The sequence below is a fragment of the Nonomuraea aurantiaca genome (assembly GCF_020215705.1).
In the GTDB taxonomy this organism is placed as follows: domain Bacteria; phylum Actinomycetota; class Actinomycetes; order Streptosporangiales; family Streptosporangiaceae; genus Nonomuraea; species Nonomuraea aurantiaca.
This window is the reverse complement of record NZ_JAIWNB010000003.1, coordinates 98,664-124,775: the sequence shown is the minus strand read 5'-3', so window position 1 is coordinate 124,775 and position 26,112 is coordinate 98,664. Positions and strand designations below refer to the sequence as shown.

Annotated in this window: 21 protein-coding genes; 8 read left to right on the top strand and 13 right to left on the bottom strand. The window is 70.9% G+C overall.

Going from position 1 to position 26,112, the window contains the following annotated elements; translation table 11 throughout:
* The 3 genes from LDL49_RS10115 to LDL49_RS10105 form a co-directional block, all read right to left on the bottom strand.
* Positions 1 to 1,209 (bottom strand): amidohydrolase family protein, encoded by a 1,209-nt coding sequence (locus tag LDL49_RS10115; protein WP_225290705.1) that lies wholly within the window; start codon positions 1,207 to 1,209, stop codon positions 1 to 3.
* Positions 1,210 to 1,672: 463 nt separating this feature from the next.
* Positions 1,673 to 3,085 (bottom strand): GTPase HflX, encoded by a 1,413-nt coding sequence (hflX, locus tag LDL49_RS10110; RefSeq protein ID WP_225291012.1) that lies wholly within the window; start codon positions 3,083 to 3,085, stop codon positions 1,673 to 1,675.
* An 83-nt stretch (positions 3,086 to 3,168) separates the two neighbouring features.
* Complete coding sequence (locus LDL49_RS10105) at positions 3,169 to 3,858, bottom strand: DUF4097 family beta strand repeat-containing protein (RefSeq protein WP_225290704.1); 690 nt, start codon at positions 3,856 to 3,858, stop codon at positions 3,169 to 3,171.
* A gap of 155 nt (positions 3,859 to 4,013) precedes the next feature.
* Between LDL49_RS10105 and aceB the strand changes: the two genes are divergently transcribed.
* The 5 genes from aceB to LDL49_RS10080 all read left to right on the top strand — a co-directional run bounded on the left by aceB (position 4,014) and on the right by LDL49_RS10080 (position 10,371).
* A complete protein-coding gene (gene aceB / locus LDL49_RS10100) occupies positions 4,014 to 5,591 on the top strand; it encodes a malate synthase A (RefSeq protein WP_225290703.1) in 1,578 nt (525 codons plus the stop codon).
* Between the two features lie 118 nt (positions 5,592 to 5,709).
* The gene (locus LDL49_RS10095) at positions 5,710 to 7,161 is read left to right on the top strand and encodes an FAD-linked oxidase C-terminal domain-containing protein (protein WP_225290702.1); all 1,452 of its coding nucleotides are present in this window, start codon (positions 5,710 to 5,712) and stop codon (positions 7,159 to 7,161) included.
* On the top strand, positions 7,161 to 8,354 hold the full coding sequence (locus LDL49_RS10090) for an FAD-binding oxidoreductase (protein ID WP_225290701.1): 1,194 nt from the start codon (positions 7,161 to 7,163) through the stop codon (positions 8,352 to 8,354). The genes LDL49_RS10095 and LDL49_RS10090 overlap by 1 nt, the downstream gene beginning before the upstream one ends.
* A 27-nt stretch (positions 8,355 to 8,381) precedes the next feature.
* Positions 8,382 to 9,599: a (Fe-S)-binding protein gene (locus LDL49_RS10085; protein WP_225290700.1), complete on the top strand. Its 1,218-nt coding sequence runs from the start codon at positions 8,382 to 8,384 to the stop codon at positions 9,597 to 9,599.
* A 19-nt stretch (positions 9,600 to 9,618) separates the two neighbouring features.
* On the top strand, positions 9,619 to 10,371 hold the full coding sequence (locus LDL49_RS10080; RefSeq protein ID WP_225290699.1) for an IclR family transcriptional regulator: 753 nt from the start codon (positions 9,619 to 9,621) through the stop codon (positions 10,369 to 10,371).
* On the opposite strand, the gene LDL49_RS10075 is transcribed toward LDL49_RS10080, so the two are convergent.
* Positions 10,346 to 11,083, bottom strand: coding sequence for a VOC family protein (locus tag LDL49_RS10075; protein WP_225290698.1), 738 nt, complete (start codon positions 11,081 to 11,083; stop codon positions 10,346 to 10,348). The genes LDL49_RS10080 and LDL49_RS10075 overlap by 26 nt on opposite strands.
* Positions 11,084 to 11,128: 45 nt before the next feature.
* Here LDL49_RS10075 and LDL49_RS10070 point away from each other — a divergent pair, with 45 nt between their 5' ends.
* The 3 genes from LDL49_RS10070 (at position 11,129) to LDL49_RS10060 (ending at position 14,059) form a co-directional block, all read left to right on the top strand.
* A complete protein-coding gene (locus LDL49_RS10070; RefSeq protein ID WP_225290697.1) occupies positions 11,129 to 11,866 on the top strand; it encodes an IclR family transcriptional regulator in 738 nt (245 codons plus the stop codon).
* A 4-nt stretch (positions 11,867 to 11,870) separates the two neighbouring features.
* Positions 11,871 to 12,083, top strand: coding sequence for a DUF2277 domain-containing protein (locus tag LDL49_RS10065; RefSeq protein WP_225290696.1), 213 nt, complete (start codon positions 11,871 to 11,873; stop codon positions 12,081 to 12,083).
* A 62-nt stretch (positions 12,084 to 12,145) separates the two neighbouring features.
* Positions 12,146 to 14,059, top strand: a complete 1,914-nt coding sequence (locus LDL49_RS10060; RefSeq protein WP_225290695.1) for a zinc metalloprotease — start codon at positions 12,146 to 12,148, stop codon at positions 14,057 to 14,059.
* A 1-nt stretch (position 14,060) separates the two neighbouring features.
* Here LDL49_RS10060 and LDL49_RS10055 read toward each other — a convergent pair whose 3' ends face one another.
* The 9 genes from LDL49_RS10055 to LDL49_RS10015 form a co-directional block, all read right to left on the bottom strand.
* Entirely contained in the window at positions 14,061 to 14,693 is a 633-nt protein-coding gene (locus tag LDL49_RS10055) for an HNH endonuclease family protein (RefSeq protein ID WP_225291011.1), read from the bottom strand.
* A 99-nt stretch (positions 14,694 to 14,792) separates the two neighbouring features.
* Entirely contained in the window at positions 14,793 to 17,975 is a 3,183-nt protein-coding gene (locus LDL49_RS10050; protein WP_225290694.1) for a 2Fe-2S iron-sulfur cluster-binding protein, read from the bottom strand.
* A gap of 16 nt (positions 17,976 to 17,991) precedes the next feature.
* Complete coding sequence (locus tag LDL49_RS10045; RefSeq protein WP_225290693.1) at positions 17,992 to 18,237, bottom strand: sarcosine oxidase subunit delta; 246 nt, start codon at positions 18,235 to 18,237, stop codon at positions 17,992 to 17,994.
* Positions 18,237 to 19,439, bottom strand: coding sequence for a sarcosine oxidase subunit beta family protein (locus tag LDL49_RS10040; protein WP_225290692.1), 1,203 nt, complete (start codon positions 19,437 to 19,439; stop codon positions 18,237 to 18,239). Before LDL49_RS10040 ends, LDL49_RS10045 begins: the two co-directional genes overlap by 1 nt.
* Entirely contained in the window at positions 19,436 to 21,883 is a 2,448-nt protein-coding gene (locus LDL49_RS10035; RefSeq protein WP_225290691.1) for a GcvT family protein, read from the bottom strand. The genes LDL49_RS10040 and LDL49_RS10035 overlap by 4 nt, the downstream gene beginning before the upstream one ends.
* A 215-nt stretch (positions 21,884 to 22,098) precedes the next feature.
* Positions 22,099 to 22,329 (bottom strand): hypothetical protein, encoded by a 231-nt coding sequence (locus LDL49_RS10030; RefSeq protein ID WP_225290690.1) that lies wholly within the window; start codon positions 22,327 to 22,329, stop codon positions 22,099 to 22,101.
* 254 nt (positions 22,330 to 22,583) lie between these two features.
* Positions 22,584 to 22,946 carry a phosphomannose isomerase type II C-terminal cupin domain gene (locus tag LDL49_RS10025; protein ID WP_214638474.1) on the bottom strand — a complete coding sequence of 121 codons (363 nt, stop codon included), beginning with the start codon at positions 22,944 to 22,946 and terminating at the stop codon, positions 22,584 to 22,586.
* Between the two features lie 121 nt (positions 22,947 to 23,067).
* Positions 23,068 to 23,826: an SDR family NAD(P)-dependent oxidoreductase gene (locus LDL49_RS10020; RefSeq protein WP_225290689.1), complete on the bottom strand. Its 759-nt coding sequence runs from the start codon at positions 23,824 to 23,826 to the stop codon at positions 23,068 to 23,070.
* A gap of 1 nt (position 23,827) precedes the next feature.
* Entirely contained in the window at positions 23,828 to 26,104 is a 2,277-nt protein-coding gene (locus LDL49_RS10015; protein ID WP_225290688.1) for a tetratricopeptide repeat protein, read from the bottom strand.
* Between the last annotated feature and the right edge of the window lie 8 nt (positions 26,105 to 26,112).

Below are 26,112 nucleotides of genomic sequence, written 5' to 3'. Positions count from 1 at the left end.
CTACTGAACCGGAGTGCCACCCCGCCAGACCCGGCGCGGCTTGAGGCCGAAGGACCAGGCGAAGGCGCCCTCGTGGTCGGCGTCCCACTGGACGATGTCGGCGAGACGACCGGGAGCCAGGACGCCGCGGTCGGGCGCGCCCAGCACGGTGGCGCCGCCGAGCGTGGCCGCCCGCAGCGCGTCGTTGACGCTCATCCCGAACGCCGACACCGCCATCGCGATGACCAGGGACATCGAGGTGATGCCGCAGTAGCCGGGGTTGTGGTCGCTGCCGAGCGCGATCTGCACGCCGTGCTTGATCATCTGGCGGACCGGCGGCAGGTGGCCGCGCTGGAGCGCCGTCGCGGGGCAGACCACGGCGGGCACGCCGTAGCGGGACATGATCGCGATGTCCTCTTCGGACATGTGGTGCAGCCCGTCGGCGGAGGCGCAGCCGAGCTCGGCGGCCAGTTGAACGGCGCCGCGGCGGCTGTAGAGGCCGGCGTGGATGCGCGGCAGCAGACCGACGTTACGGCCCGAGGCGAGCACCCAGCGGGACTCCTCGGTGGTGAAGTGGCCCTCGTCGCAGTAGACGTCCACGCTGTCGGCGCCGGCGGCGGCCGCGTCGGCGCACCAGGCGCCCACAGCCTCGACGTATTCGCGCTGCCGGCCGAAGTATTCCGGCGGCACCACCTGTGCGGCGAGGAAGGTGACGTGCACCCGCGGCATCATCGGTTCCTTCTCCAGCTCGCGCAGGAGCCGCACGTCGGCGAGCTCGCCGTCGCGGGTGAGGTGGTAGCCGGTCTTGGCCTCGACGGTCGTGGTGCCGCTGAGCAGCCAGCCGCGCAGCCGCTCGCGCACGCCGTTGCACAGCGTCCACGGGTCGGTGCCGCGGGTCACGGTGACGGTCGAGCCCACGCCGCCGCCCGCCGCGGTGATCGCCGACGAGGTGGAGCCGCCGGTGCGGATCGCCAGCTCGGCGTACCGGTTGCCCGCGTAGACGGGATGGGTGTGCGCGTCGATGAGGCCGGGCGTGACGAGCGCGCCGCCCAGGTTTTCGACGTGGTCCACGTCGACGATGTCGTCGACGACGCCGGGCACGCTCTGCGGCAGGTCGGGCGCCCGCCCGACCCACGCGATCCGGTCGTTGTGTACGAGGATGGCCGCGTTGCTGAGGACCTCGTTGCCGGTCCAGAGGCGGCCGATATTGGTCAGGAGCCGAACGGTCACCGCATCACCGCCCCGCGGGATCCCCCAGCTGAGCGCAGTGCCCAGCAGCGCACGGCTGCCGCCGCGCCCACTGAGTCGGCTCCGGGTCCGGACGACATGGGGGGTCTCCTGATCTCATCCGCGTATGGCTGTGCGGTGACCGTATCGCCAGACTCATGATCCGGCGATTTCAGTTCAGTTACGTTATTTCACAGGTGGGCTTGCTGTACAGGGTTATTCGGAAAGAAGCCCACTCATCCCAACCGCCACTCAGCCCCATCGATCCCCTGTGGCCCCCGCACGCGACCTGACTCGCAGCAGCGATCATCTGAAACCCGTGCCATTAGTGTCGTAAGACTCGGCTCATCCTAGCAATCCCAGCGTTCAGGGACCACTGCCGCCTTTGGGCAGCTCCGCAGTGATTTAAGGGGTTCCGCCCCTCACGATCACTCCAAAGCTGCCCACCACGAGTGCCAGGAGGCCGCTAGGAGACGCGTTCGACCGGCTTGCCGGCCCGCTCCAGCTCCTGGAACAGGCTCGGGAGCACGCGCGCGTGCAGAACCGTGCCCTCCGCCACGTGGTCCACCGAGAGCACCTCGCCCTCCTTGTGGGCCCGCGAGATCAGGTCGCCCCGGTCGTACGGCACCAGCAGCACGACCTCGTGGTCGAGCCTGGGCAGCTCACGCTCGATGAGCGCCATCAGCTCGGCGATGCCGGCACCGGTGCGCGCCGAGACCACGATGCTGTCGCGCTCGCGCCTGGCGATGCGGTCCAGCACCTCCTGGTCGGCGGCGTCGGCCTTGTTGATCACCACGATCTCGGGGATGTCGGAAGCGCCCTCGATGTCCGCGAAGACCTCACGCACGGCGGCGAGCTGGCCTTCGGGGTCGGGGTGCGCGCCGTCGACCACGTGCAGGATCAGGTCGGCGTCGGCGACCTCCTCCAGCGTGGAGCGGAACGCCTCGACCAGCTGGTGCGGCAGGTGGCGCACGAAGCCGACCGTGTCGGCGATCGTGAACAGCCTGCCGTCGGGCGTGTGCGCCCGGCGTACGGTCGGGTCGAGGGTGGCGAACAGGGCGTCCTCCACCAGCACACCGGCGCCGGTGATGCGGTTGAGCAGCGAGGACTTGCCGGCGTTCGTGTAACCCGCGATCGCGACGGCCGGGACCTCCCGGCGACTGCGCCGGTGGCGCATGGTGTCGCGCGAGGTCGACATGCCGCTGATCTGGCGGCGCAGCTTGGCCATGCGCTCGCGGATGCGGCGCCGGTCGAGCTCGATCTTGGTCTCACCGGGGCCACGGCCGCCGATGCCGACACCGCCCGCGGCGCGTCCGCCGACCTGCCGGGACAGGTTGCCACCCCAGCCGCGCAGGCGGGGCAGCAGGTAGCTGAGCTGGGCCAGTTCGACCTGAGCCTTGCCCTCACGGCTCTTGGCGTGCTGCGCGAAGATGTCGAGGATCAGCGCGGTGCGGTCGATGACCTTCACCTTGACCGTCTCCTCCAGCTGGCGGAGCTGGCCGGGGGCCAGCTCGCCGTCGCAGATCACGGTGTCGGCGCCGGTCGACTCGACCACGTCGCGCAGCTCGAGCGCCTTGCCCGATCCGATGTACGTGGCGGGGTCGGGCTTCTGGCGGCGCTGGATGAGGCCCTCGAGGACCTCCGAACCGGCCGTTTCGGCCAGGAGCTTCAGCTCCAGCAGGGAGTTTTCGGCGTCCTCCGCCGTGCCTGAGGTCCAGACGCCGACCAGGACGACCCGCTCGAGCCGCAGCTGCCGGTATTCGACCTCGGAGACATCCTGAAGTTCGGTGGAGAGGCCCGCCACGCGGCGCAGCGCCTGGCGCTCCTCAAGGTCCATCCCGTCGGTGTCGAACTCGTCGAGCGCGGAGTATTCGTGCATTCGTGTCATCTCTAATAGGCAACGTCTGAACACCGGAGTGTCTTCCCCGATGGTGACATGACATCCCTCATGTCATCACCTGGTTATCCCGGCACCACGCTCACGTCTCCGGAGCCCGTGGCCACCGACACCTTGTGCGGAGAGGCCGGGTCCTTGTCGACCGAGACCTGCACGTCACCCGATCCGCCCTTGGTCTGCACATCATAGGCACCGGCCGGAAGATGCAGGCTGGCGTCGCCGGAGCCGCTCTTCATCTCGACGCTGTCGGGGACGACGGCGAACTTCAGCGCGAGGTTGCCGGAGCCCACCTCGGCGAAGATCTTCTTGGTCCCGAGACCGCTGGCGTCCACGTCTCCCGAGCCGGCGCTCGCCTCGATCTGCCCGGTCAGCTGCCTCATGGTGATGTCGCCCGAGCCCGCGTCGGCGTCGACCTGAAGACCCTTGGGGACCTCGATCTTGTAGTTGACGGCGCAATTGTCCCAGCCCTTGGGGCAGCTGTAGAACACGGAGAGCGTGTCGCCGTCGACCTTGTGCTCGGCCTTCGGCTTCTCGTTGCGCCACTGGAGGGTCTCGGTGACCCGCACTGCGTTGCCGTCGTACTCGGTGAGCACGGTGTCGCCGGAGCCGCTCTTGAGCTGCAGCTTGGCGACCTTGTCCGTGACCTGGTACGTGACGGTGTCCTGGTTGGTCGGGCCGGACAGGGCCTTCAGCCCGCAGCCCGTCAGCAGTAATGCCGAGGCGAGGAGGCCACCCGCGATCACGATCGTCTTCATGAGACAGATCCTCGCGTCCCCAGGGCATGCCGTACATCGGGGTTTCCCCCTGACCCTCCCCCAGGGGGCCCCCACCTTGAACCGGGGACCACCCATGAAGTAGCTTCTCTTCCATAATCCAGAACCAATTTTCCACATCATGGAAGAAGGGGCATATGGAGATCACCGGCCCGATACTCGACCGCTTCGACGAGGTCCTCACGCCGCAGGCGCTCGCCTTCGTGGAGAGCCTGCAGCGCGAGTTCGACGCGACCCGCCAGGAGCTGCTGGAAGCCCGGCGCGTACGGCAGGCGGAGCTGTCGGCGGGCGGCCGGCTCGACTTCCTGCCGGAGACCAAGGAGGTCAGGGAGAGCGACTGGCGCGTCGCGCCGCCGGCGCCGGGGCTGGAGGACCGCCGGGTCGAGATCACCGGCCCGGTCGACAGAAAGATGACGATCAACGCGCTCAACTCGGGGGCCAAGGTCTGGCTGGCCGACTTCGAGGACGCCAACTCCCCGCTCTGGGCCAACTGCGTCAGCGGCCACCTCAACCTGCGCGCCGCGCTCGACCGGACGATCGACTTCGAGACCGGCGGCAAGACCTACGCGCTCAAGCCCGACGCCGAGCTGGCCACGATCGTGGTCCGGCCGCGCGGCTGGCACCTCGACGAGAAGCACGCCCTGGTGGACGGGCGGGCGGTGTCGGCCTCGCTGTTCGACTTCGGGCTCTACTTCTTCCACTGCGCCCAGCGGCAGCTGGACAAGGGCCGCGGCCCGTACTTCTACCTGCCGAAGATGGAGTCGCATCTGGAGGCGCGGCTCTGGAACGAGGTGTTCGTCCGGGCCCAGGACCTGCTGGGCATCCCGCAGGGGACGATCAGGGCGACCGTGCTGATCGAGACGTACCCGGCGGCGTTCGAGATGGAAGAGATCCTCTACGAGCTGCGCGACCACTCGGCGGGGCTCAACGCGGGCCGCTGGGACTACCTGTTCAGCGTGATCAAGAAGTTCCGCACCCGGGGGCGGGAGTTCCTGCTGCCCGAGCGCAACGCGGTCACCATGACCGCGCCTTTCATGCGCGCGTACACCGAGCTGCTCGTGCGGACCTGCCACAAGCGGGGCGCGCACGCGATCGGGGGGATGGCGGCGTTCATCCCCTCGCGGCGCGACGCCGAGGTCAACGCGACGGCGCTGGAGAAGGTGCGCGCCGACAAGACGCGCGAGTCGGGCGACGGCTTCGACGGCTCCTGGGTCGCGCATCCCGATCTGGTGCCGATCTGCCGCGAGGTGTTCGACGGCGTGCTGGGCTCGCGGCCCAACCAGCTCGACCGGACGCGCGACGAGGTCTCGGTCACGGCCGCCGATCTGCTCGCGGTCTCCGAGACGCCGGGTGACATCACCGAGGCCGGGCTGCGCGCCAACGTGGACGTGGCGCTGCGCTACCTGGCCGCCTGGATGGGCGGGCTCGGCGCGGTGGCGATCCACAACCTCATGGAGGACGCGGCCACGGCGGAGATCTCCCGCTCGCAGATCTGGCAGTGGATCCACAACGACATCACGCTCGCCGACACGGGCGCGACGGTGACGAAGGAGCTGGTCGAGCGGATCATCGCGGAGGAGCTGGCGAAGATCGCGGCCGAGCCGGGCTACGACGAGCTGCTGTACGCGCAGGCCACGGCGCTGTTCAAGGAGGTCGCGCTGGACGACGACTTCGCCGAGTTCCTGACGCTCCCCGCGTACGCCCGCATGCCGTAATCACGAAATTTCCGGATATATCCGGTGCTTCAGCTCCGGATATATCCGGAAATAACAAGAACAGACAGTAGGGCGAAAGACCGGGTATGACCGAGGATGGCGGATAGAAGGGGGCTCCATGGTCGACAAGCCGCTCGACGAGCTGACGGCCGCGCTGCGCGCGCTGCTGCCCGCCGACTCGGTGATCACGGACCCGGTACGCCTGCGCACCTACGAGTGCGACGGCCTGACCTACCACCGGGCCACGCCGGGCGTCGTCGTCCTGCCCGAGACGGCCGAGCAGATCGCCGGGGTGGTCCGCGCCTGCAACGACTTCGGGGTCCCGTTCGTGGCCCGCGGCTCCGGCACCGGCCTGTCCGGCGGGGCGCTCCCCCGCCAGGACGGCGTGCTGATCGTCACCTCCAAGATGCGCCGCGTCCTGGAGATCGACCTGCCCAACCGCCGGGCCGTCGTCGAGCCGGGTGTCACCAACCTGGCGATCACCGAGGCGGTCCGCGACCAGGGCTATTACTACGCCCCCGACCCGTCCAGCCAGCAGGTCTGCTCGATCGGCGGCAACGTGGCGGAGAACTCCGGTGGCGCCCACTGCCTCAAATACGGCTTCACGGTCAACCACATCGAAGCCTGCGAGATCGTCACCCCTGACGGCGACCTGGTGACCCTCGACCGGATGGACCCCGGCTACGACCTGCTCGGCGCGTTCATCGGCTCGGAGGGCACGCTGGGCATCGCCACCAAGATCACGGTACGGCTGAGCCGCACCCCCGAGGCCGTCACCACGGTGCTGGCCGCGTTCGAGAGCATCGAGCAGGGTGGGCAGGCGGTGTCGGCCATCGTCGGCGTCGGCATCGTGCCGGCGGCGATCGAGATGATGGACGCGCTGGCCATCGAGGCGGCCGAGGCGGCGGTGGCCTGCTCCTATCCCGAGGGCGCGGGCGCGGTGCTGATCGTGGAGCTCGACGGGCCGGAGCGGGAGGTCGTCCGGCAGTTCGCCCGGCTTCAGCAGATCTGCTCGGGGGCGTTCGAGCTGCGGACGGCCGACGACCCGGCCGAGCGGGCGGCGATCTGGAAGGGCCGCAAGTCGGCGTTCGCGGCCGTCGGCCGCATCAGCCCGGCCTACATCGTGCAGGACGGCGTGGTGCCGCGCACCTCGCTGCCGAAGGTGCTGGCCGCCATCGACCGGCTGTCGGAGGAGTACGGGATCAGGGTGGCCAACGTGTTCCACGCGGGCGACGGCAACCTGCACCCGCTGGTGCTGTTCGACGACGCGGAGTCGGGGGCCGGCGAACGGGCCGAGACGGTCTCGGGCGCCATCCTCGACCTGTGTATCGAGCACGGCGGGTCGATCACCGGGGAGCACGGGGTGGGTGTGGACAAGGCGAAGTACATGCCGAGGATGTTCTCCGCGGACGATCTCGACACCATGCAGCTCGTCCGCTGCGCCTTCGACCCGAAGGGCCTGTCGAACCCGGGCAAGGTGTTCCCCACACCGCGGCTGTGCGGGGAGGTGCCGGGAGTGCGCAAGGGCGTCCATCCGCTGGTCGCCTCGGGGCAGGCGGAGCAGTTCTGATGGAGCTGGACGGGCTGGAGAAGACCGGCGTGACGGTCAGGCAGGCCGGGCCGGACGACGTCGTGGGCGGCGTGCGACCGGGCGTGGTGGCCCTGCCCGAGTCGGTCGAGGAGATCTCGGCCGTGCTGCGCGCCTGCGCCGGGGCCGGTCTGGCGGTCGTGCCCGTGGGCGGCGGCACCAAGCTGCACTGGGGTCACCCGCCCGAGCGGTGTGACGTCCTGCTCGACCTGTGCTGCCTCAACGAGGTCGTCGAGCACGCCGCGGGCGACCTCGTGGTGAAGACCCAGGCCGGGGTGACGATGGACGCGCTGGCGGACGCGCTGGCCGAGCAGGGGCAGGAGCTGGCGCTGGACGTGCCGTTCGCCGAGGGCGCCACGGTCGGCGGCACGCTGGCCGCCGCGACGGCCGGGCCGCGCGCCTTCCGTTACGGCACGGCCCGCGACCTGCTCATCGGCATCACCGTCGTGCTGCCGGACGGGACCGTGGCCAGGTCGGGCGGCCGGGTGGTCAAGAACGTCGCGGGCTATGACCTGGGCAAGCTGTTCACCGGCTCGTACGGCACCCTGGGCGTCATCGCCGAGGCCACGTTCCGGCTGCACCCGCTGCCCGCCGACCGCCGCTATGTCGTGACCGAGCTCGTCCGGCAGCAGGTCCAGGAGGTGGCCGCGATGCTGGCCGCCTCCCAGGCCGAGCCGAGCGCGGTCGAGCTCGACTGGCCCGGCGGGGACGCGCCGATCACGCTGGTCGTGCTGGTCGAGGGCTCGGCCGCCGGGCAGCGGGCCGAGGCGCTGCGCGGGGCCATGGGCGCGGGCACCGTCACGGACGAGGCGCCGGCCTGGTGGGGGCTGATCGCCGACGACGAGTTGCTGATCGAGCTGCGGTTCCCGCCCGCGCGGACGAGCGAGGTCCTGGCGGCGGTACGCGACACCGGGCTCTCGCTCCGCGGCTCGCCCGTCGCGGGCCGGGTCTGGCTCCAGCCCACGGCTGAACCGCCTGCGGACTTCGCGGGTCTCGTGTCCGGCCTGCGGGAGCGCTTGACGCCGGTGGGCGGCCGGGTGACCGTGCTGGCCGCGCCGTACGAGGGTGTGGACCGTTGGGGGCCGGTGAGCGCGCTGCCGCTGATGCGGCGGGTCAAGGAGCGCTTCGACCCGGAGCGCCGCATGTCTCCCGGCAGGTTCATCGGCGGCATCTGAGTGAGCGGTAACCAGGAGGCATCTGGCATGACGTCCGGCGGCATCGACCCCAAGCTGATCAACGACTGCGTGCACTGCGGCTTCTGCCTGCCCACCTGCCCGACGTACACGCTGTGGGGCGAGGAGATGGACTCGCCGCGCGGCCGGATCCACCTGATGAAGCAGCACGTCGAGGGCACCCCTGTGACGCCGGAGATGGCCGGGCACTTCGACGCCTGCCTCGGCTGCATGGCGTGCGTCACCGCCTGCCCGTCGGGCGTCCGGTACGACCGGCTGATCGAGCAGACGCGGGCCGAGGTCGAGCGGGTCCACGTGCGCGAGCCGCGCGAGCGGGCGGTCAGGGAGATCGTGTTCAGCCTGTTCCCCTACCCGCGCAGGCTGCGGCTGCTGCGCCCCGGGATGGCGCTGGCCGAGCGGATGGCGCCGTTCCTGGAGCGGGTGCATCCCAGCCTCGGGGCGATGGCGGGGCTGGCACCGCAGGTCGAACGCAGGCAGCGGATACCGCGGCTGGTCCGGGCCAGAGGGCCGCGCCGGGCCGTGGTCGGCATGCTGACCGGGTGCGTGCAAGGCGAGTTCTTCCCCCAGGTCAACGCGGCCACCGCGCGGGTGCTCGCGCTGGAGGGCTGCGACGTGGTCATCCCGCCCGGCCAGGGGTGCTGCGGGGCGCTCAGCGTGCACTCGGGCCGCGAGGAGCAGGCCAGGCGGCTCGCCCGGCGCACGGTCAGGACGTTCACCAAGGCCGGCGTGGACACGGTCGTGGTCAACGCGGCCGGGTGCGGGTCGTCGATGAAGGAGTACGGCCAGCTGCTGGACGCCGAGCCGGGGTTCCGCGTGCTGGACCTGTCGGAATACCTCGTCGAGCTGGGACCGGTGGCGGACCGGCATCCTCTGCCCGTCACGGTGGCCTATCACGACGCCTGCCACCTGGCCCACGCGCAGGGGATCCGGGCCCAGCCGCGCGAGCTGCTGACGGCGATCCCGGGGCTGGACCTGCGCGAGGTGCCGGAGTCGGCCATCTGCTGCGGCTCGGCCGGGACGTACAACATCTTCCAGCCCGAGGCGGCCCGCGACCTGGGCGACCGGAAGGCCAAGTCGGTAGCCTCTACGGGCGCGGAGCTGCTGGTGTCGGCGAACCCGGGCTGCACGATGCAGATCGCCGCCGCGATGCGGCGCGGCGGCGCGCGGATCAGGGTGGCGCACACGGCCGAGGTGCTGGACGCGTCGCTACGCGGGGTTTCTCTTTGACCGGACGGGGGTTGGGCGGGTGAGCGTGCAGTCTGTCGAGCGGGCGCTCGACGTGCTGGAGGCGCTGGCCGAGCACGGTGGCGAGGCTGGGCTGTCGGAGATCGCGGCCAAGACCGGGCTGCCGTTCGGGACGATCCACCGGCTGCTGCAGACGCTCCTGGCCCGCGGCTACGTACGCCAGGAGTCGGACCGGCGCTACGCGCTGGGCGGCGGGCTGGTGCGGCTGGGCGGCATCGCCGAGAGCATGGTCGGGGTGTGGGCGCGGCCCTACCTGTCGAAGCTGGTGTCGCTGTCGGGAGAGACGGCGAACCTGGCGGTGCTGGAGGGCGACTTCATCGTCTACGTGGCGCAGGTGCCGTCGCCGCGCCGGCTGCGGATGTTCGCGGAGGTCGGGCGGCGGGTGCTGCCGCACAGCACGGCCGTGGGCAAGGTGCTGCTGGCCGGGCGCCCGGCGGAGGAGGCGGTCGCGGTGTTCGTACGGACCGGCATGCCGCGCCGCACCCCCAACACGATCACCGACACCGACGGCATGCTCACCGAGCTCGGCCTGGTCAGGGACCGCGGTTACGCCATGGACCTGGGTGAGGAGGAGCTCGGCGTGCACTGCCTGGCCGTGCCCGTGCACGACGGGAACCGGGTGGTGGCGGCCATGTCGGTCTCAGGCCCGGCCGAGCGGATCGACGCCCTCGACCGGGAGGAGCTGGCCGGGGCCATGCGGAAGATCGCACTGGACTTCGGCGCCGAGCTCAGCCCCGTGGCCGGCGCAGGCTGAAGAAGCCGCCGCCGCCCGCGTGGTGGATGACCGCGACGCGCCCGAAGGGCGAATCGAACGGCGGCACCGGCACCTCCCCGCCGAGCTCGGTGACCTTCGCGGTGGCCACGTCGAGGTCGGCCACGTCGAAGTAGACCATCCAGTGCGGCGGCACGCCCGCCCAGTGCTCGTCCATCTGGAGCCGGCCGCAGACGGGCTCGCCGCCCGCCTTGTAGACGGTGTAGTCGAGGCCCCCTTCGACCCGCTGCGGGTCGTAGGGCAAGAGCGCGCCGTAGAACGCGTCGGCCGCCGCGCCGTCGGGGGCGTTGACCTCGGCCCAGCTCATCGCGCCCGGCTCGGCCAGCACGCCGGCGCCGATGAACGCGCCCGGCTGGTAGAGCGCGAACCTGGCGCCGGACGGGTCGGTGACCAGGGCGTAACCCTCGGCGGGACCTTCGAGGATCTTGCCGCCCGCCGCCTCGACCTTCGCCATCGAGGCGGCGAGGTCGGAGGTGGACAGGTAGACGGTCCAGGCCGCCGGGTCGGCCGCCTCAGGGTCGGGGGTGATCGCCGCCACGGGCTTGCCGTCGACGTGACACATGCTCCAGCCGCCCTGGTCGCGGCAGTCCCAGCCGAGGAGCTGGCCGTAGAAACGCTGCGCGGCGACGGCGTCGCGGGTGAGAAGCTGGGCCCAGCAGGGCGCGCCGTCGGGATAAGCGGTTCTGTCTGCCATGACCGCAGCGTGTCACAGGCCCCCGACACATTAGTCTGTTGCGCTATGAGCAACACGTCCGTTCAGTCGGTCGATCGGGCCATCGCCATCCTGGAGATTCTGGCGCGCGAAGGCGCGACGCGGGTGACGGACCTCGCCGTCCAGCTCGACGTGCACAAGTCCACGGCCTTCCGGCTGCTGGCCGCGCTGGAGCAGGGCGGCCTGGTGGAGCAGAGCGGTGATCGCGGCCGCTACCGCCTGGGGTTCGGCGTCGTACGGCTGGCGGGCGCGGCCACCGCGCAGCTCGACCTGTCGAAGGAGAGCCGCCCGGTGTGCCTGCGCCTGGCCGAGGCCGTCGGCGAGACCGTCAACATCGCGGTGCCCCAGGACGGCGACGCGGTGAACATCAGCCAGGTCCGCGGCCCCGCCGCGATCAGCGGGCACAACTGGGTGGGCCAGCGCACCCCCTCGCACGCCACCTCCAGCGGCAAGGTGCTGCTGGCGTTCGGGGCGCTGCGGCTGCCCGCCGAGCCGGCGCGTTACACGCCCTCGACGCTCACCGAGGCCGGTCGGCTGAGGCTGGCCGAGATCAGGGAGCGCGGCTGGGCCACCACGGTGGAGGAGCTGGAGGTGGGCCTGAACGCGGTGGCCGCGCCGATCAGGGGCAGTGACGGCTCGGTGGTGGCCGCGGTGAGCGTCTCGGGGCCGTCCTACCGGCTCACGCCCGAGCGGCTGCCCGAAGTCGGGGCGCTCCTGGCCGAGGGCGCGAGGGAGATAAGTCAGCGCATCGGCTATTACCGTTGACGGCATGTGTAGAAGCATCAAGACCCTGCGCCCGCCGTACACCGAGGACGTGACGGAAGACGACGTACGGGCGGCGGCGCTCCAGTACGTACGCAAGATCTCCGGGTTCCGCGCGCCCGCCGCGCACAACGCCGAGGCGTTCGACCGGGCGGTCGAGACGATCACCAAGGCCTCGGAGGAGTTGCTCGCGGCGCTGCAGGTGCGCGGAGGGCGTTGACACGACCCCCTGGTGGGAGAAGTGTCCCCTGTAACCGCATCCATCTCGCCAGGGGGCACCCCGTGATCAGTGGGCTGTATCAGGGTACGGACGGAGACTCGCGCCTCGAACTCCGGGTGGACGTGGACGGGGCGCGGCCCACCGGGCGAGTGAGCGGGGACCTGTTCACCACGGCCGGCGCGACCACGTCCTACGCCGGCTCGTTCGTGGTGAACACGGCCGCGGCGGTGGCCGAGGGCGCGGGGACGAAGATCACCGGGCGCGGGACGTTCTCGTTCGACACCCCGGCGAAGGACGTGACGGTCACGATCAGCGGCACGGTGGGCACCGCCCAGGTCGCCGGTCAGACCTATCAGCTGACCTTCTCCGGCCGCCACTTCCGGACCGTGCTCCTGGAACAGGACTCGGTGGCGGGCACCGAACCGTTCGAGAAGTACGACACCGGGACCCTGCCCGGCCCGACCGGCTCGCCGGCGAGGGAGCTGAGCGTGGCCGCCGCCTACGACGAGGCGGGGATCCGCCTGACCGTCAACCCGCCCCGGGTGATCCCGGTCGACGGGTCGGGCGCGGACCTGGCGTGGGACGACGCCGAGCTGCATCACGCGATGACGCAGCAGTTCAGCGCGTTCGGGGACGTGCCGGCCTGGCGGGTGTGGCTGCTGGTGGCCAGCAAGCACGTGGGCGGCTACCGGGGCATCATGTTCGACTACGACGACGCGCACCAGCGGCAGGGGTCCGCGGTCTTCTACGACGCGATCAAGGGCAGGACCCCGCAGGCGCAGCGAGCGCAGCTGCGCACGTACGTGCACGAGCTCGGCCACGCCTTCAACCTGCTGCACTCGTGGCAGAAGAACCTGGGCAACCCACCCCAGCCGCTCGGCCCGAACGGCGGCTTCGGCGACCTGTCCTGGATGAACTACGTCCAGAACTACCAGCCAGGCGGCGAGCAGGGCTACTGGGCCGCCTTCCCCTTCCAGTTCACCGACCCCGAGCTCGTGCACCTTCGTCACGGCTTCTACCGGGACGTGGCCATGGGCGCGAACGCCTTCGGCACGGGCGCCGCCGACATCGCGCCCTTCGAGCAGCCGGTCGTGGACCGGTCCGGGCTGCGGCTCGAACTGCGGGCCAAGGAGTCGTTCGGCTTCGGCGAGCCGGTCGTGGTGGAGCTGAAGCTGTCCACGACCGGGGAGCCGCGCACCACGCACGGCCACCTCCACCCCGACACGGAGTTCACCCAGGTCACCATCACCCAGCCGACCGGCAGGACCGTGCTCTACCGGCCGATGATGCGGCACTGCGTCGACACCTCACCCGACATCCGCCTCGACTCGGGCAACCCGGCCATGTACCGGAGCGCCTACATCGGGCACGGCCGCGACGGGCACTACTTCCAGCAGCCCGGCGAGTATCAGGTGCGCGGCCAGTACATCGCCGCCGACGGATCCCGCATCGTCTCCCCCGCCTGCCTGGTCAAGGTCCGCTACCCGGTGGGCGCGGACGACCACCGGGTGGCCGAGCTGATGCTCGGCGACGAGCAGGGCAAGCTGTTCTCGCTGCTCGGCTCCGACTCGCCGACGCTGAGCTCGGGCAACCGGGCGCTGGACGAGGTGATCGACAGGTACGGCGGCCACCCGCTGGCCGTCTACGCCCGGATGGTCAAGGGGCTCAACGCCGAGCGGGAGTTCAAGGCGATCACCGCCGCCAAGCAGGTGCGGATCCGGCCGCCGGACCTCAAGCAGGGCATCGAGCAGCTCACCGCGGTGGCCCGTGACGCCAGCGTCGACAACATCACCCTGAACATGGTGCTGCGCCGCCTGGCCAGGGCCGAAGCCCGGCAGGGCGACCTCGATCGGGCGAACGCGGTGATGGACAAGATGGTCGCGCTGTTCCAGGCCAAGGGGGTCAACCCCATCGTCATGGGGCAGATCAGGCGGCAGGCCGAGCTCACGAAGGCGGCCCTGAGCGCTGAGACCTGACTCAGCAGGAGTCGAGGATGCCGGTCATCGCGTCCTTCTCACCGGTGGTCAGCCACAGGTCGTACTTCGCCTTCACGTCGATCTGCTTGGCGATGTACGTGCAGCGGTACGCCTTGCGCGGCGGCAGCCAGGTCGCGGCGTCGGAGTCGCTCTTCTGTCCGTTGAGCGGCCCGTCCACGGCCATCAGGTTCATCGGGTCGTTGGCGAACTGCTTGCGCTTGTCCGCCGTCCACTGCTGCGCGCCCTTCTGCCAGGCGTCGGAGAGCGGGATCAGGTGGTCGATCTGCACGGCGGTGCTGGTGTCCTGACCGCGCTTGAACGTGATGGTCTTCCCGCTGTAGGGGTCGTCCAGCACGCCGGTGAGGACGATGCAGTCGTGCGTGCCCGACTTGAACGTCTCGTCCTTCAGGTCGCGCTTCAAGATGTCGTTACGCGTGTCGCAGCCGTTGTGGTCGACGTCCGCCCAGGCCGGGCCGAACTTCTCCCGTTCGAACCCGGTACGCGGCGCGCGGCCTTTGACGGCCAGCTTGGCCAGCTTCTTGCGGGCGTCCCCCACGTCGGCCGACGGAGCTTTGCCCGTGTCGGCCCGAGGTGTCTGCGCTTCCAGCTGCCCACATCCGGCGAGCAATCCCACTGTGGCCAAACCGGCCAAAACCACCCGAAGCTGCACGCTCTACCCCCAGACATATGTTTTCGTAAAGTCTAGGTAGAGCAATTACCCCTAAGCGCCTATTTATCCCTCAAGTGCGTCAAGCAACCATTCGGCGAGGTAAGTGGCGAAGGAAGAACGCACGTAGATCCGGTAGCCGCCCTCCCCCTCCGGCTCGGAGAACCGTTCGAGCAGGACGGCCGCCTTGCCCAGCAGCGTCTGCGCGTGCCCCGGGAACACCGCCGGGTGCAGGTCGATCGGGCAGCCGGTGATCAGGACGTCCAGCGCGCCCGGCCCCGTGAGCTCCAGCACGGTCCGCTGACCCGACACGTCCACCCACCCGGGCCGCTCTTCGGTGTCCCCCGTCACGAGCCACCAGTCGGGTCCCAGCCGCAGTCCCACGCCGGGATCAGCCCCGCGAACCTCCCACATCCGTACGAAGGGCACCTCGCGCAGGCGTACCCGCTCGGAACCGGCGGCCTCGAAGCGCCCGGCGAACGCGGCGGCCGGACTCTCCTTACGGCAGCCCGCCGCACGCCCGGCGACCGCCCGCACAGCCGGATCACCGTCGCGCCGGGTGTTGCCGGGGTCATAGAAGACCGGCTCGACCACCGTCACGGGCACGGCCGACTCCCCCGACACCGCCGAGAGCCGGTCTCCGACGGCCACGCCACGGACCATGGCCAGGCTGAAGCTCCGCCCGAGCGCCGCGCTCACATAGCTGGACGTCACATGCCCCAGCATCGGCCCGGTCGGGCCCACGAGCTGGGCGCCCTCCGCCACGAACGCGGCCGGATCGTCGGCGAGCAGCCCCACCAGCCGCTTGCGCCCGTCACGCGCCGTGTCGGGGCGCGCGTGCGAGCGCTTGCCCACGAAGTCGGGCTTGCGCTTCGACACCAGCCACGACATGCCGAGGTCCTGCGGGGTGACCGTGCCGTCGGTCTCCTGGCCGACCATGGCGAACCCCTTCTCGGCCCGCAGCACGTGCATGGTCTCGGTCCCGTACGGCACCGCGCCCAGGTCCAGCACGGTCTCCCAGAGCGACCGGCCGTACCACCAGGGCACGTTGACCTCGTAGGCCAGCTCGCCGGAGAAGCTGATCCTGAACACCCGCCCGTCGACGCCCAGCACTTTCGTGGCCGCGTACGTCATGAACGCCAGCTCCTCGGCCCCCGGCGCGATCAGCCCGATGATCTCCCGCGCCTTCGGTCCCACCACCGCCACCGTCGCCCAGTGGTCCGTCACGGACGTGAACGACACCTCCAGCCCCGGCCACTCGGTCTGCCGCCACTCCTCCAGCCAGTCGAGCACGGCCGCCGCGTTGCCGGTGGTCGTGGTCATCAGGTAGTGATCGTCGGCGAGCCGCGTGGTCGTGCCGTCGTCGAACACCATCCCGTCGGCGGTGCACATCACCCCATAGCGGCACGAGCCAACGCGCAGCGTGGAGTACATGTTCGTGTAGATCCGGTCGAGGAACTCCCCCGCGCCGGCGCCCCTGACGTCGATCTTCCCGAGTGTGGAGGCGTCCATGGCGGCGACGCCCGTACGGGCCGCCCGGCACTCGCGCAGCACCGCCTGCTCCATCGTCTCGCCGCCGAGCGGGAAGTAGCGGGGCCGCTTCCACTGCCCGACGTCCTCGAACACCGCGCCCCGCGCGACGTGCGAGGCGTGCGGCGCGGTCGTCCTGACCGGGTCGGAGAGCGCGCCCCGGTCACGTCCGGCGAGCGTGGCGAAGGACACGGGTGTGTACGGCGGGCGGAACGTGGTCGTACCCACCTGACCGGGGGCGGCGCCGAGCAGCGCGGACATCACCCCCGCCACCACGGCACCTGACGTCTTGCCCTGGTCGGCACCGGTTCCGGCGGTGGTGTAGCGCTTGACGTGCTCCACGGACCGCATGCCGGTGCCCGCGGCCCTGGCGAGATCGGCCACGGTGACGTCCCGATGCAGATCGGCGAAAACGTCGGGAGCGTCGGTGGACTGTGGCTCGACCAGCCAGACAGCAGCCGGGGGCCGCAGGGGGAGCTCGTCGGTCTCCGGCACCCGGAAGCCGCCCCCCTGCCTCTTGCCCGCCGGCCGGGCCGCCTGGCAGCCTGCCGCGTAGCCGTCCTGGATGGCCTCCGCCGTGCCGTACCGGCCCCGGCAGGCCCCGGCGGACCGTTCGGCCTGCGCGGAGGCGCCCGGCACGAACGCCTGCGCCTCCTCGTCGAACACGGTCCGGCCCTGCGACTGGCTGAACAGGTGGACGACCGGGTTCCAGCCGCCGGCGACGGCCAGCAGGTCGGCCTCGAAGCGCCGGTCACCCACCAGGACCTCGGTGAGCAGACCGTCGGCATCCGCCACGGTCCCCGTGACGACCTGCCCCGCAAGCGCTTCGGCAGGGGCTTGCGGGCGCGGGTCGATGACGGCGGCGATCTCGACGCCGGCCGCCCGCAGGTCGCGCGCCGCCTCGTAACCCGAGTCCGCGCAGGCGAAGACGACCGCCCGGCGGCCGGGCCGTACGCCGTACCGGTTGACGTAGGTGCGGGCGGCCGAGGCGAGCATCACGCCGGGCCGGTCGTTGCCGGGGAAGGCGAGCGACCGCTCCTGCGCGCCGGTCGCCAGGACGACCTGGGCCGTGCGCAGATGCCACAGCCGCTCACCCCGGGGGCGGCGCTCGACGGCGACCACGTAGTTGTGGTCGTAGTAGCCGATCGCCGTCGTCCTGGTGAGCACCCGCACGTCGGGCATGGACGCCAGCCGGGCCCGTACCAAAGCCACCCAGTCGAGCGCGCGGGAGCCGTCCAGGCGGACCCGGCTGTTGAGCAGGTCGCCGCCGAGCCGGGGCTGGTCGTCGACGAGGATCACCCGGGCGCCCGCCACCCCGGCGCTGAGCGCGGCGGCCAGCCCGGCCGGGCCGCCGCCGACCACCAGCACGTCGCAGTGCAGGTAGCCCTTGTCGCAGCGGCGATCGTCGGTCGCGTCCAGGTCCACCCGGCCCTTGCCGCGCAGGCTCCACGCCTCCAGACCCTCGTACAGCTCGACGGTGGTGGCCGCCAGCATCGGGTCGGCGCCCACGCGGACCAGCGCGTTCGGCTCCTCGGGGCCGGCGGAGAAGATGCCGCGCGGGCGGCCCAGCTCGACGCTGTGGCCGACCACGCGCACCCCGTTGGCCAGCAGCGCGGAGGCGAGCGTGTCGCCGGGATGCCCCTCCATGCGGCGACCGTCAAAGCTGAACGACAGCACGACGGAGCGGTCCACCAGACCGCCCTTGTCCAGACGGGTCATGGCGCCTTTCCCGAGCTCATGGGTTCCAGATTTCGTGGGTGACGGTGTGCCGCCGGAGCGTGAACCAGGTCCGGCAGCCGTGCACGTGGAACCAGCGCTCGTCGAACCACCCCTTGGGGTTGTCCCGCAGGAACACGTACTCGGCCCACTCCGCGTCCGTGGCACTGGCGGGCGTCTCGGGGTAGGCGATGCCGGCCTGCCCGCCGTAGCGGAACTCGTTCTCGTCGCGGGGCCCGCAGTGGGGGCAGTCGATGAGCAGCATCAGTGCGCCACCGCCGCCGCGCCGTGCTCGTCGATGAGCGCCCCGGTGGTGAACCGCTCCAGCGCGAACGGCTCGGCGAGCGGATGCGGCTCGTCGTGCGCGATCGTGTGCGCGTACACCCACCCGGAGCCCGGCGTGGCCTTGAAGCCACCCGTGCCCCAGCCGGCGTTGACGAACAGCCCGTCCACCGGCGTACGCCCGATGATCGGCGAGGCGTCGGGCGAGACGTCCACGTTGCCGGCCCAGGTCCGCAGCACCCGCACCCGGCTGAAGATCGGGAACAGCTCCAGAGCCGCCGCCATCTGCGCCTCGATGACGTGGAAGGCGCCCCGCTGGCCGTAGGAGTTGTAGGAGTCGATGCCCGCGCCCATGACCAGCTCGCCCTTGTGCGCCTGGCTCACGTAGACGTGCACGGCGTTCGACATCACCACGCAGTCGAGCACCGGTTCCAGCAGCTCCGACACCAGCGCCTGCAAAGGATGCGACTGGAGCGGCAGACGGATCCCGGCCTCGGCCGCGAGCACCGAGGTGTGACCGGCGGACGCCAGCGCGATCTTCCCGGCCGCGATCCGCCCCCGGGAGGTGTGTACGGCCACCGCCCGGTTCCCGGTGATCTCGAAGCCGGTGACCTCGCAGCCCTGGATCAGGTCGATGCCATAGGCGTCGGCCTTGCGGGCCAGGGCCCAGGCGACGTGGTCGTGCTTGGCGATGCCGCCCCGCCGTTGCAGCGTGGCGCCCATGACGGGGTAGCGGGCGCGCTCGGAGACGTTGATGACCGGGCAGAACTTCTTGACCTCGTCGGCGTCCAGCCACTCGGCGTCGACGCCGTTGAGCCGGTTGGCGTTGACCCGCCGCCTGCCCTCGCGCACGTCGCCCGGGCTGTGCGCCAGGTTGAGCACGCCGCGCTGGCTGAACCGCAGGTCATAGTCCAGCTCCTCGCTGAGGCCCTCCCACAGCTTGAGCGAATGCTCGTAGATGGCGGCGCTCTCGTCCCACAGGTAGTTGGAGCGGATGATCGTGGTGTTGCGCGCCATGTTGCCGCCGGCCAGCCAGCCCTTCTCCAGTACGGCGACGTTCGTGATCCCGTGGTTCTTGGCCAGGTAGTAGGCGGTGGCCAGGCCGTGCCCGCCGCCGCCGACGATGACGACGTCATAGGCGGGCCTGGGGTCGGGGTTGCGCCAGAGGAAGTCCGGGTGGGTCACCTTCTGATCTTCTCCATCTTGGGGTCGAACAGGGGCTCGGTGGCGACCTCGGCCGGGACACGCCGCCCGAAGTACGAAATATCGACATTCGTTCCGGGGGTGGTCAGCTCGATCGGCAGCCAGGCGTACGCGATCGGCCGCCGGATCGTGTGCCCGTAGGCGGCGCTCGTCACGTAACCGACCGTGCGGCCCGCGTGCCGTACCGGCTCCTTGCCCATCACGACCTCCGTGCTGAGCAGCGGGACCAGCTTGCGGGTGATCTCGGTGGTCAGCGCGTCCCGGCCGAGGAAGTCCTTGCCGTCCTTGACGGCGAAGGCCAGCCCCGCCTCGTACGGGTTGTGCTCCGGGGTCATGTCGACGCCCCAGAGCCGATAACCCTTCTCCAGCCGGAGGCTGTTGAACGCGGCCCGGCCCCCGGCGACCGGCAGGCCCGTCGCCCACAGTGTGTCCCAGAGCTTGAGGCCCAGGTCAGCGCTGGTGTACAGCTCCCAACCCAGCTCGCCGACATAGGAGACGCGCATCGCGGTCACCGGGACGTGCCCGACATATCCGGTCTTGAGGCTGAAGTAGCGGAAGCCCTCATGGGACAGGTCCATGTCCGTGAGGGGCTGAAGGAGCTCCCTGGCCCGCGGCCCCCACACGCCGACGCAGCAGGTGCCGGGCGTGATGTCCCGGACGTACACGCCGCCGGGGGCGTGGCGGGTCAGCCAGTCGAGGTCGAGGTTGCCGTTGGCGCCGATCTGGAACCGGTCCTCCGCCAGCCGCGCCACCGTCAGGTCGGACCGCACGCCGCCGCTCGCGTCGAGGAGCAGCGAGTAGGTGACCGAGCCGGGCTTCTTGTCGACGTTGTTGGTGGTCAGGTACTGCAGGAACGCCGCCGATCCCGGCCCGCCGACCTCGATCCGCTTGAGCGAGGTCATGTCGTACAGCGCCACGCCCTCCCGGGTCGCGTGCGACTCCGCGGCGGCGACCGGCGACCAGTAGCGACCGGCCCACTGGTCGCGCTGGGCCACACCGAGCAGCGCCTCGGCCGCCTGGCTGTCGTGCCGCGGCACCAGGTCCTCCTCCAGCAGCGGCAGGTTCGCCTCGAACCACTGCGGACGCTCCCAGCCGGCCGCCTCCAGGAAGTAGCCGCCCAGCTCGCGCTGCCTGACATAGAACGGGCTGGTCCGCATCGGCCGCGGCGACTCCATCGGCTGGAGCGGATGGATGACGTCGTAGACCTCGACGAAGTTCTGCTTACCGCGCTCCTCGACGTACGCGGGCGCCAGCTGCACCGGCTCGAACCGGCTCAGCTCGCATTCATGCAGGTCGAAGCTGGACCGCCCGTGGACCAGCAGCTCGGCCACCGCCCTGGCCACGCCCGCCGAGTGGGTGACCCAGACCGCCTCGGCCAGCCAGAACCCGTCGAGATGCGGCGCCTCGCCGATCAGCGGGAACCCGTCGGGGGTGAAGGAGAAGATCCCGTTGATGCCGTCCTCGTAGGTGGACTCCTTGAGCGCCGGCAGCAGCTCGACCGCGTCCCGCCACGCGGGATCGAAGTCCTCCTCGGTGAACGCCTGCACCGAGGGCATCACCGTGCCCTTGGGCCCGATCTCGTCCTGCCGGACCGGCATCGGCCGGTGGGCGTAGGAGCCGATCCCGATGCGGTCGCCGTGGCCGCGGAAGTACAGGTCGCGATCCTGGTGCCGCAGGATGGGCCCGTCCGGTACGCCCGGCGTCCGCGCCTTGGCGTACTGGTGGGCCAGCGGCAGCAGCGGCACGGTCAGCCCCGCCAGCCGCCCGATCGCCGGCCCCCAGAACCCGGCGGCGCACACGACCACCTCGGCGGCCAGCACCCGATACTCGACCTCGCCCGCCTCCGGCCGGCCGACCTCGACGGCGACGCCGGTCACCCGGCCGCCCTGCTGCTCGACGCCCACGACCGTGTGGTGCGGCAGGAACCTGGCGCCCCGCTCGATCGCCCGCCGCGCCTGCGCCTCACCGCAGCTCACGGCCGCGGCCAGCCCATCGGTGGGGACGTGGAAGCCGCCCAGCACCTTGCCCCTGTCGAGCATCGGCCACAGCTCCACGCACCGGTCGGCGTCGACCAGCCGCCCCTCGACACCCCAGGACTCGGCCCATCCCAGCTTGCGGTGCAGATCCGTCCACCGCTCCTCGGTGGTGGCCACTTCCAGGCCGCCGACCTGCTCGAAGCAGGGCCGCCCGGCCAGGGTCAGACCGCTGTACTTGCGCACGGTATAGGAGGCGAACTCGGTCATGGCCTTGGAGGGGTTCGTCTGGAACACGAGTCCGGGAGCATGCGAGCTCGACCCGCCGGCGGCGAACATGGGCCCCTGATCGACGACGGTGACATCGGTCCACCCCCGCCCGGTGAGCTCGTCGGCCAGGGCACAGCCCACGATGCCGGCTCCAATGATCACCAAACGAGGCCGGCTCACCATGCGCCCTCCGGTTGTTCCCTCATACGCAACAAGCACCGGACTACGCAACGAACATAGAGCCCACGGCATCCCCGGACAAGGCCCCGGCAAGGTCACATGTCACCCGGGGAGGGGGTTGGACCCCAAGACCACGAAAGAGGCCCGGCTGGGATGTCCCAGCCGAGCCTCTCGGGAAGCTTGTGCGATACGCGCTGCGGTCGCATCGCGCCGCCGTGTCAGGTGTCGGGGTAATAGACGTGGAGTGCAAAGCCGGGGCTGTCCCATGTGCAGTAATAATGGATGGCTTCGGTGTGGTTGACGTAGTACCGCCCTGCGATCTCGCAGTCGCTACCCTTGGCGTAGACCTGAATGAGCCTCCACTCCGCCCAGGCGGGCGCCGACAGGGCGATGCCCCCGCCGGCGGTTATGGCGAATGAGAGGAGAATAACGGCCAGTTTTCGACGCATCGGCGCTCTCCATTCTGCGGGAATTGGCATTGCTGGAACGCCCTTCGGTATTTGCAACCTTCCGGGGAGTCAGCCCTTGCACTGACGGGCTGCCGGATCTAGGCCTCCTTTTCTCTCCACCATTGACGCTTAATGTAGCCGCGGCCCACCATATAAACGCTACAATTCCGCTAAATCTGCATCCGAGCCTGGCCGGCCGTAAAAAAGGATCCCGCCATAGAGGCGGGATCCCTCACGCTGGGAGAGCCGGGCGACTACGAGCGCCCGTAGGAGTCCTCAAGGCGCTCGATGTCGTCCTCGTCGAAGTGACCGAAGGCGATCTCGAGGATCCGCGTCGCGGGCCCGGACGAGCTCAGCCGGTGCGTCTGCCCCTGCTGGATCAGCACCCGATCCCCCACAGCGGGCTCGATGCGCTTCCCGTCCACCTCGAACACGCACCCCGGGTCGAGCGCCACCCACAGCTCCGAGCGGTGCTCATGACGCTGCAGGCTCAGCCGCTGCCCCGGCGAGACCTCGATGATCTTAACGGTGGACACCTCATTCAGGGTGAACCGCTCGAACCCACCCCAAGGCCGCTCATCACGGATCACAGCCGCCAGCCTGTCGATGTCCTGCATCGCCCCTCCATGGAAAAGTCACGCCATAAACCCGCGCTCAAACTACCAGGAACCCACTGATCAGGCGGTACGCGGCCCGGCAACGCACGGCCGGACGAGGACGCGCGGCCGGTCGAGTTCGTCAGGTGATGAGGATGCCGCCGTCGACGGGCAGGACGACGCCCGTGATGTACGACGACGCGTCACTCGCCAGGAAGACCGCCGCGGCCACCAGCTCCGCCGCTTCCCCCACCCGCCCCATGACCACCCGCTGCGCCACCATCCGCTCCAGGTAGTCGGGCTTGAACTGCACCGTCATCTCCGAGGCGAAGAACCCGGGCTCCAGGCAGTTGACCCGGATCCCCCGCCGCCCCGTCCACTGCTGCGCCAGGTCCCGGGTCAGCCCGATCACCGCCGCCTTCGACGCGCTGTAGGCGGCCTGCGGCAGCCCGGCCGTCGTCTCCGCCAGGATGCTGCCGATGTTGACGATCGACGAGCCGGGCCGCATCACCCGCGCGCACGCCTGCGCCATCCAGTACGTGCCGTGCAGGTTGATGTCGACCACCTGCCGGAACTCCTCCGGCGTCTCCCGCAGCGCCGGCACGGCGGTGCCGACCCCGGCGTTGTTGATCAAAACGTCGACCGCGCCCATGGTCTCCACGGCCGCGGCGACCAGCGCCTGGCAGTCCTCGACCTTGGTCACGTCGGTCGGCACGGCCAGGCACCGGCGGCCGGTCTCCTCGACCAGCCGCCGCGTCTCGTCCAGCCGATCCTGCCGCCGGGCCCCGATCACGATGTCGGCCCCGGCCTCGGCCAGCCCGCGGGCGAAGGCCACGCCCAGCCCCGACGACGCGCCGGTGACGATGGCGACCTTCCCGTCGAGGCTGAAGCGTTGCAGCATCCTAGAGACCGTATTCCTTGACGATCCGCTCGTGGCGCTCGACCTCCACGTCGACCTCCTTGGCCAGGTCGAGCCAGGCCAGCGGGTGTGACCAGCGCTCGGTGGCGTCGTCGAGCAGGGCGTCGACCTCGGTCGGCGACACGTCCGGCGGCACCGCGACCCAGCCGAACACGCCGGGCAGCGGCTCGCCGCCGGTCGGGTGGGTGACCATGTAGTTCTCGTCGCTGTAGACCCACATCGGCCAGCCGCGCTCGGCCATGACCTCGGTGAACTCCGCCCAGTCCTCCTCGCTCGGCGCGGCGCCGTCGAAGAAGTAGCTGGTGTAGCCGCCGGGGCGGAGGATGCGCACCGCGGCGAAGGGCGGCACGAAGTTCTGCTGCTCTTCGGGGTCGTCGGGGACCGGCTCCAGCAGCTGCGGGTCGAACACGACCAGGTCGCCGGCGTTGTAGTCCATGCCGCGCGGCTGCGGCAGGGCGAGCCGGGCGGTGGCCGGGCCGGTGCGGATGGACAGGATCTGGCGCTGGCCGCCGTCGGGCGCGGGGAGGATGACCCGGATCAGGCCCATCTCCTCCTCGATCGGCCCCTCGGTCGACTTGACCGGCATGCCGATCTTGGCGGTGCCCTTGCGGACGATGTCCCAGTCCTCGCTGGAGGTGGCCATGACGATCATGCGCCAGGTGTCCTCCTCGGTGATCTCGTCGATCACTTCGAGCAGCGCCCTGGCGCCCTTGGCGTTGTCGTCGAGCTGCTGGGCCGCGGTGGCGACCAGGCGGCGCGCCTCGACGCCGCCCCCGGCGGCCACGGCGTGCTCGGCCGCCTCCAGCGCCTCCGGCCAGCGCTCGCGGGCGCTGTGGAGACGGGCCATCGCGAGGTATTGGGTGTCGTGCGGCAGCAGCGCCGCCATCTGCTCCAGCCGCTCGTCCTGGCGGGCCTCGATGAGCAGCGTGGTCAGCGTGGAGACGTCGTCGGGGTCGGCGGTGGCGATGTCGCCAGAGTCGACCAGCAGCTTCCAGTAGATGTCGGCGCCCGTCGCCGGGTAGCCGAGAAAGCCGAGCGTGGTGGTGTGGCGGCGGGTGGTCTCCAGGTCCTCGCCGGACTTCGGGGCCAGCCAGCCGGTCCACCGCTCGGGGTCGGCGTTGTGGCCGTCGGCGGCGTCGAAGTAGGCGACCCGCTCCTCGACCGGGCAGGGCGCGGGCGGCTCGGTCGTCGCGTCGGCGGCGGCGCGCAGGGCGGCGATCCGCTCGGCCACGCCCGTGCTGTCGCGCAGCTCGGCGGCGGCCGACTGGGCCAGGTCGGCCAGCAGCCGCGCCTGCCAGACGCTCTGCCTGGCGATGGCCAGCTCGCCCGCGACCAGCGAGAGCTCGAAGCGGGCGCGGTAGCCGCCCATCATGCCGTAGTAGTCGATCCACTGGCGCAGCACGCGGCCGAGCTGCCAGGTGTTGGTGATCTGCGAGGAGCCGGCCAGCTTGGCGACGGCGTGTGTCCACTCCACCCACGAGCGCGGGTGCTCGCCGACCACGTCGAGGTCGGGCAGCGCGTCGACGGCCTCGGCGATGCGGCCCAGCGTGGCCAGGATCAGCGCGCGGCGTACGCCGTCGTTGCGCTCCTTGGCCACCGGGTCGTCGGCCTGGAAGTCGGCCGCGGCCTGGAGCGCGGCCAGCGCGTCCTCACCGCGTCCGGCGGCGAGCAGCGCGCGGGCGCTCTCGGCGCCGAGCTCCCAGCTGGCCTCGCGGTCGGCGGCGCGCAGCCGCTCGACGGCGGTCTCGGCGTAGGTGACGGCCTCTCCCGCCCGGCCCGCGTCGATGAGCGCGGCGACGTATTGCGTCACCAGCCCGGTGTAGGCGGGGTTGTCCGGCTGCAGGTCCTGGATGACCGCGTCGAGCGTCTCCAGGCGCTCGGTGGCGTAGCCCGGACCGTCGGCGTTGGCCCACGCCAGGGCGAGCGCCTCGACCGCGGCCGGGGTGGCCGGGCAGTCACGCACCTCTTCGCGCTGAGCGAACGACAGCAGGTGCTCGGCGTCACCGATCGCGACGGCACCCTGCGCACGGTCGCCCACGCGGCCGAGCAGGTGCCAGTAGCGGGCGTAGAACTCGAGCCACGGGAGCTCCAGGGCCTCCGCCTGCTGGGCGATGGCCGGAGCCATCACGTCTAGCTGGGGGTATCGCCCCTCGTAGGCCTGTGCGGGCAGGTCTCCCAGCGCCATGGCGAGCCCCACGTTGCCCGCCTCAGAAAGCTGCTGCTGGGTTTCACCGACCCAGGCCCAGATGTCCACGTCCATGAGCAGTC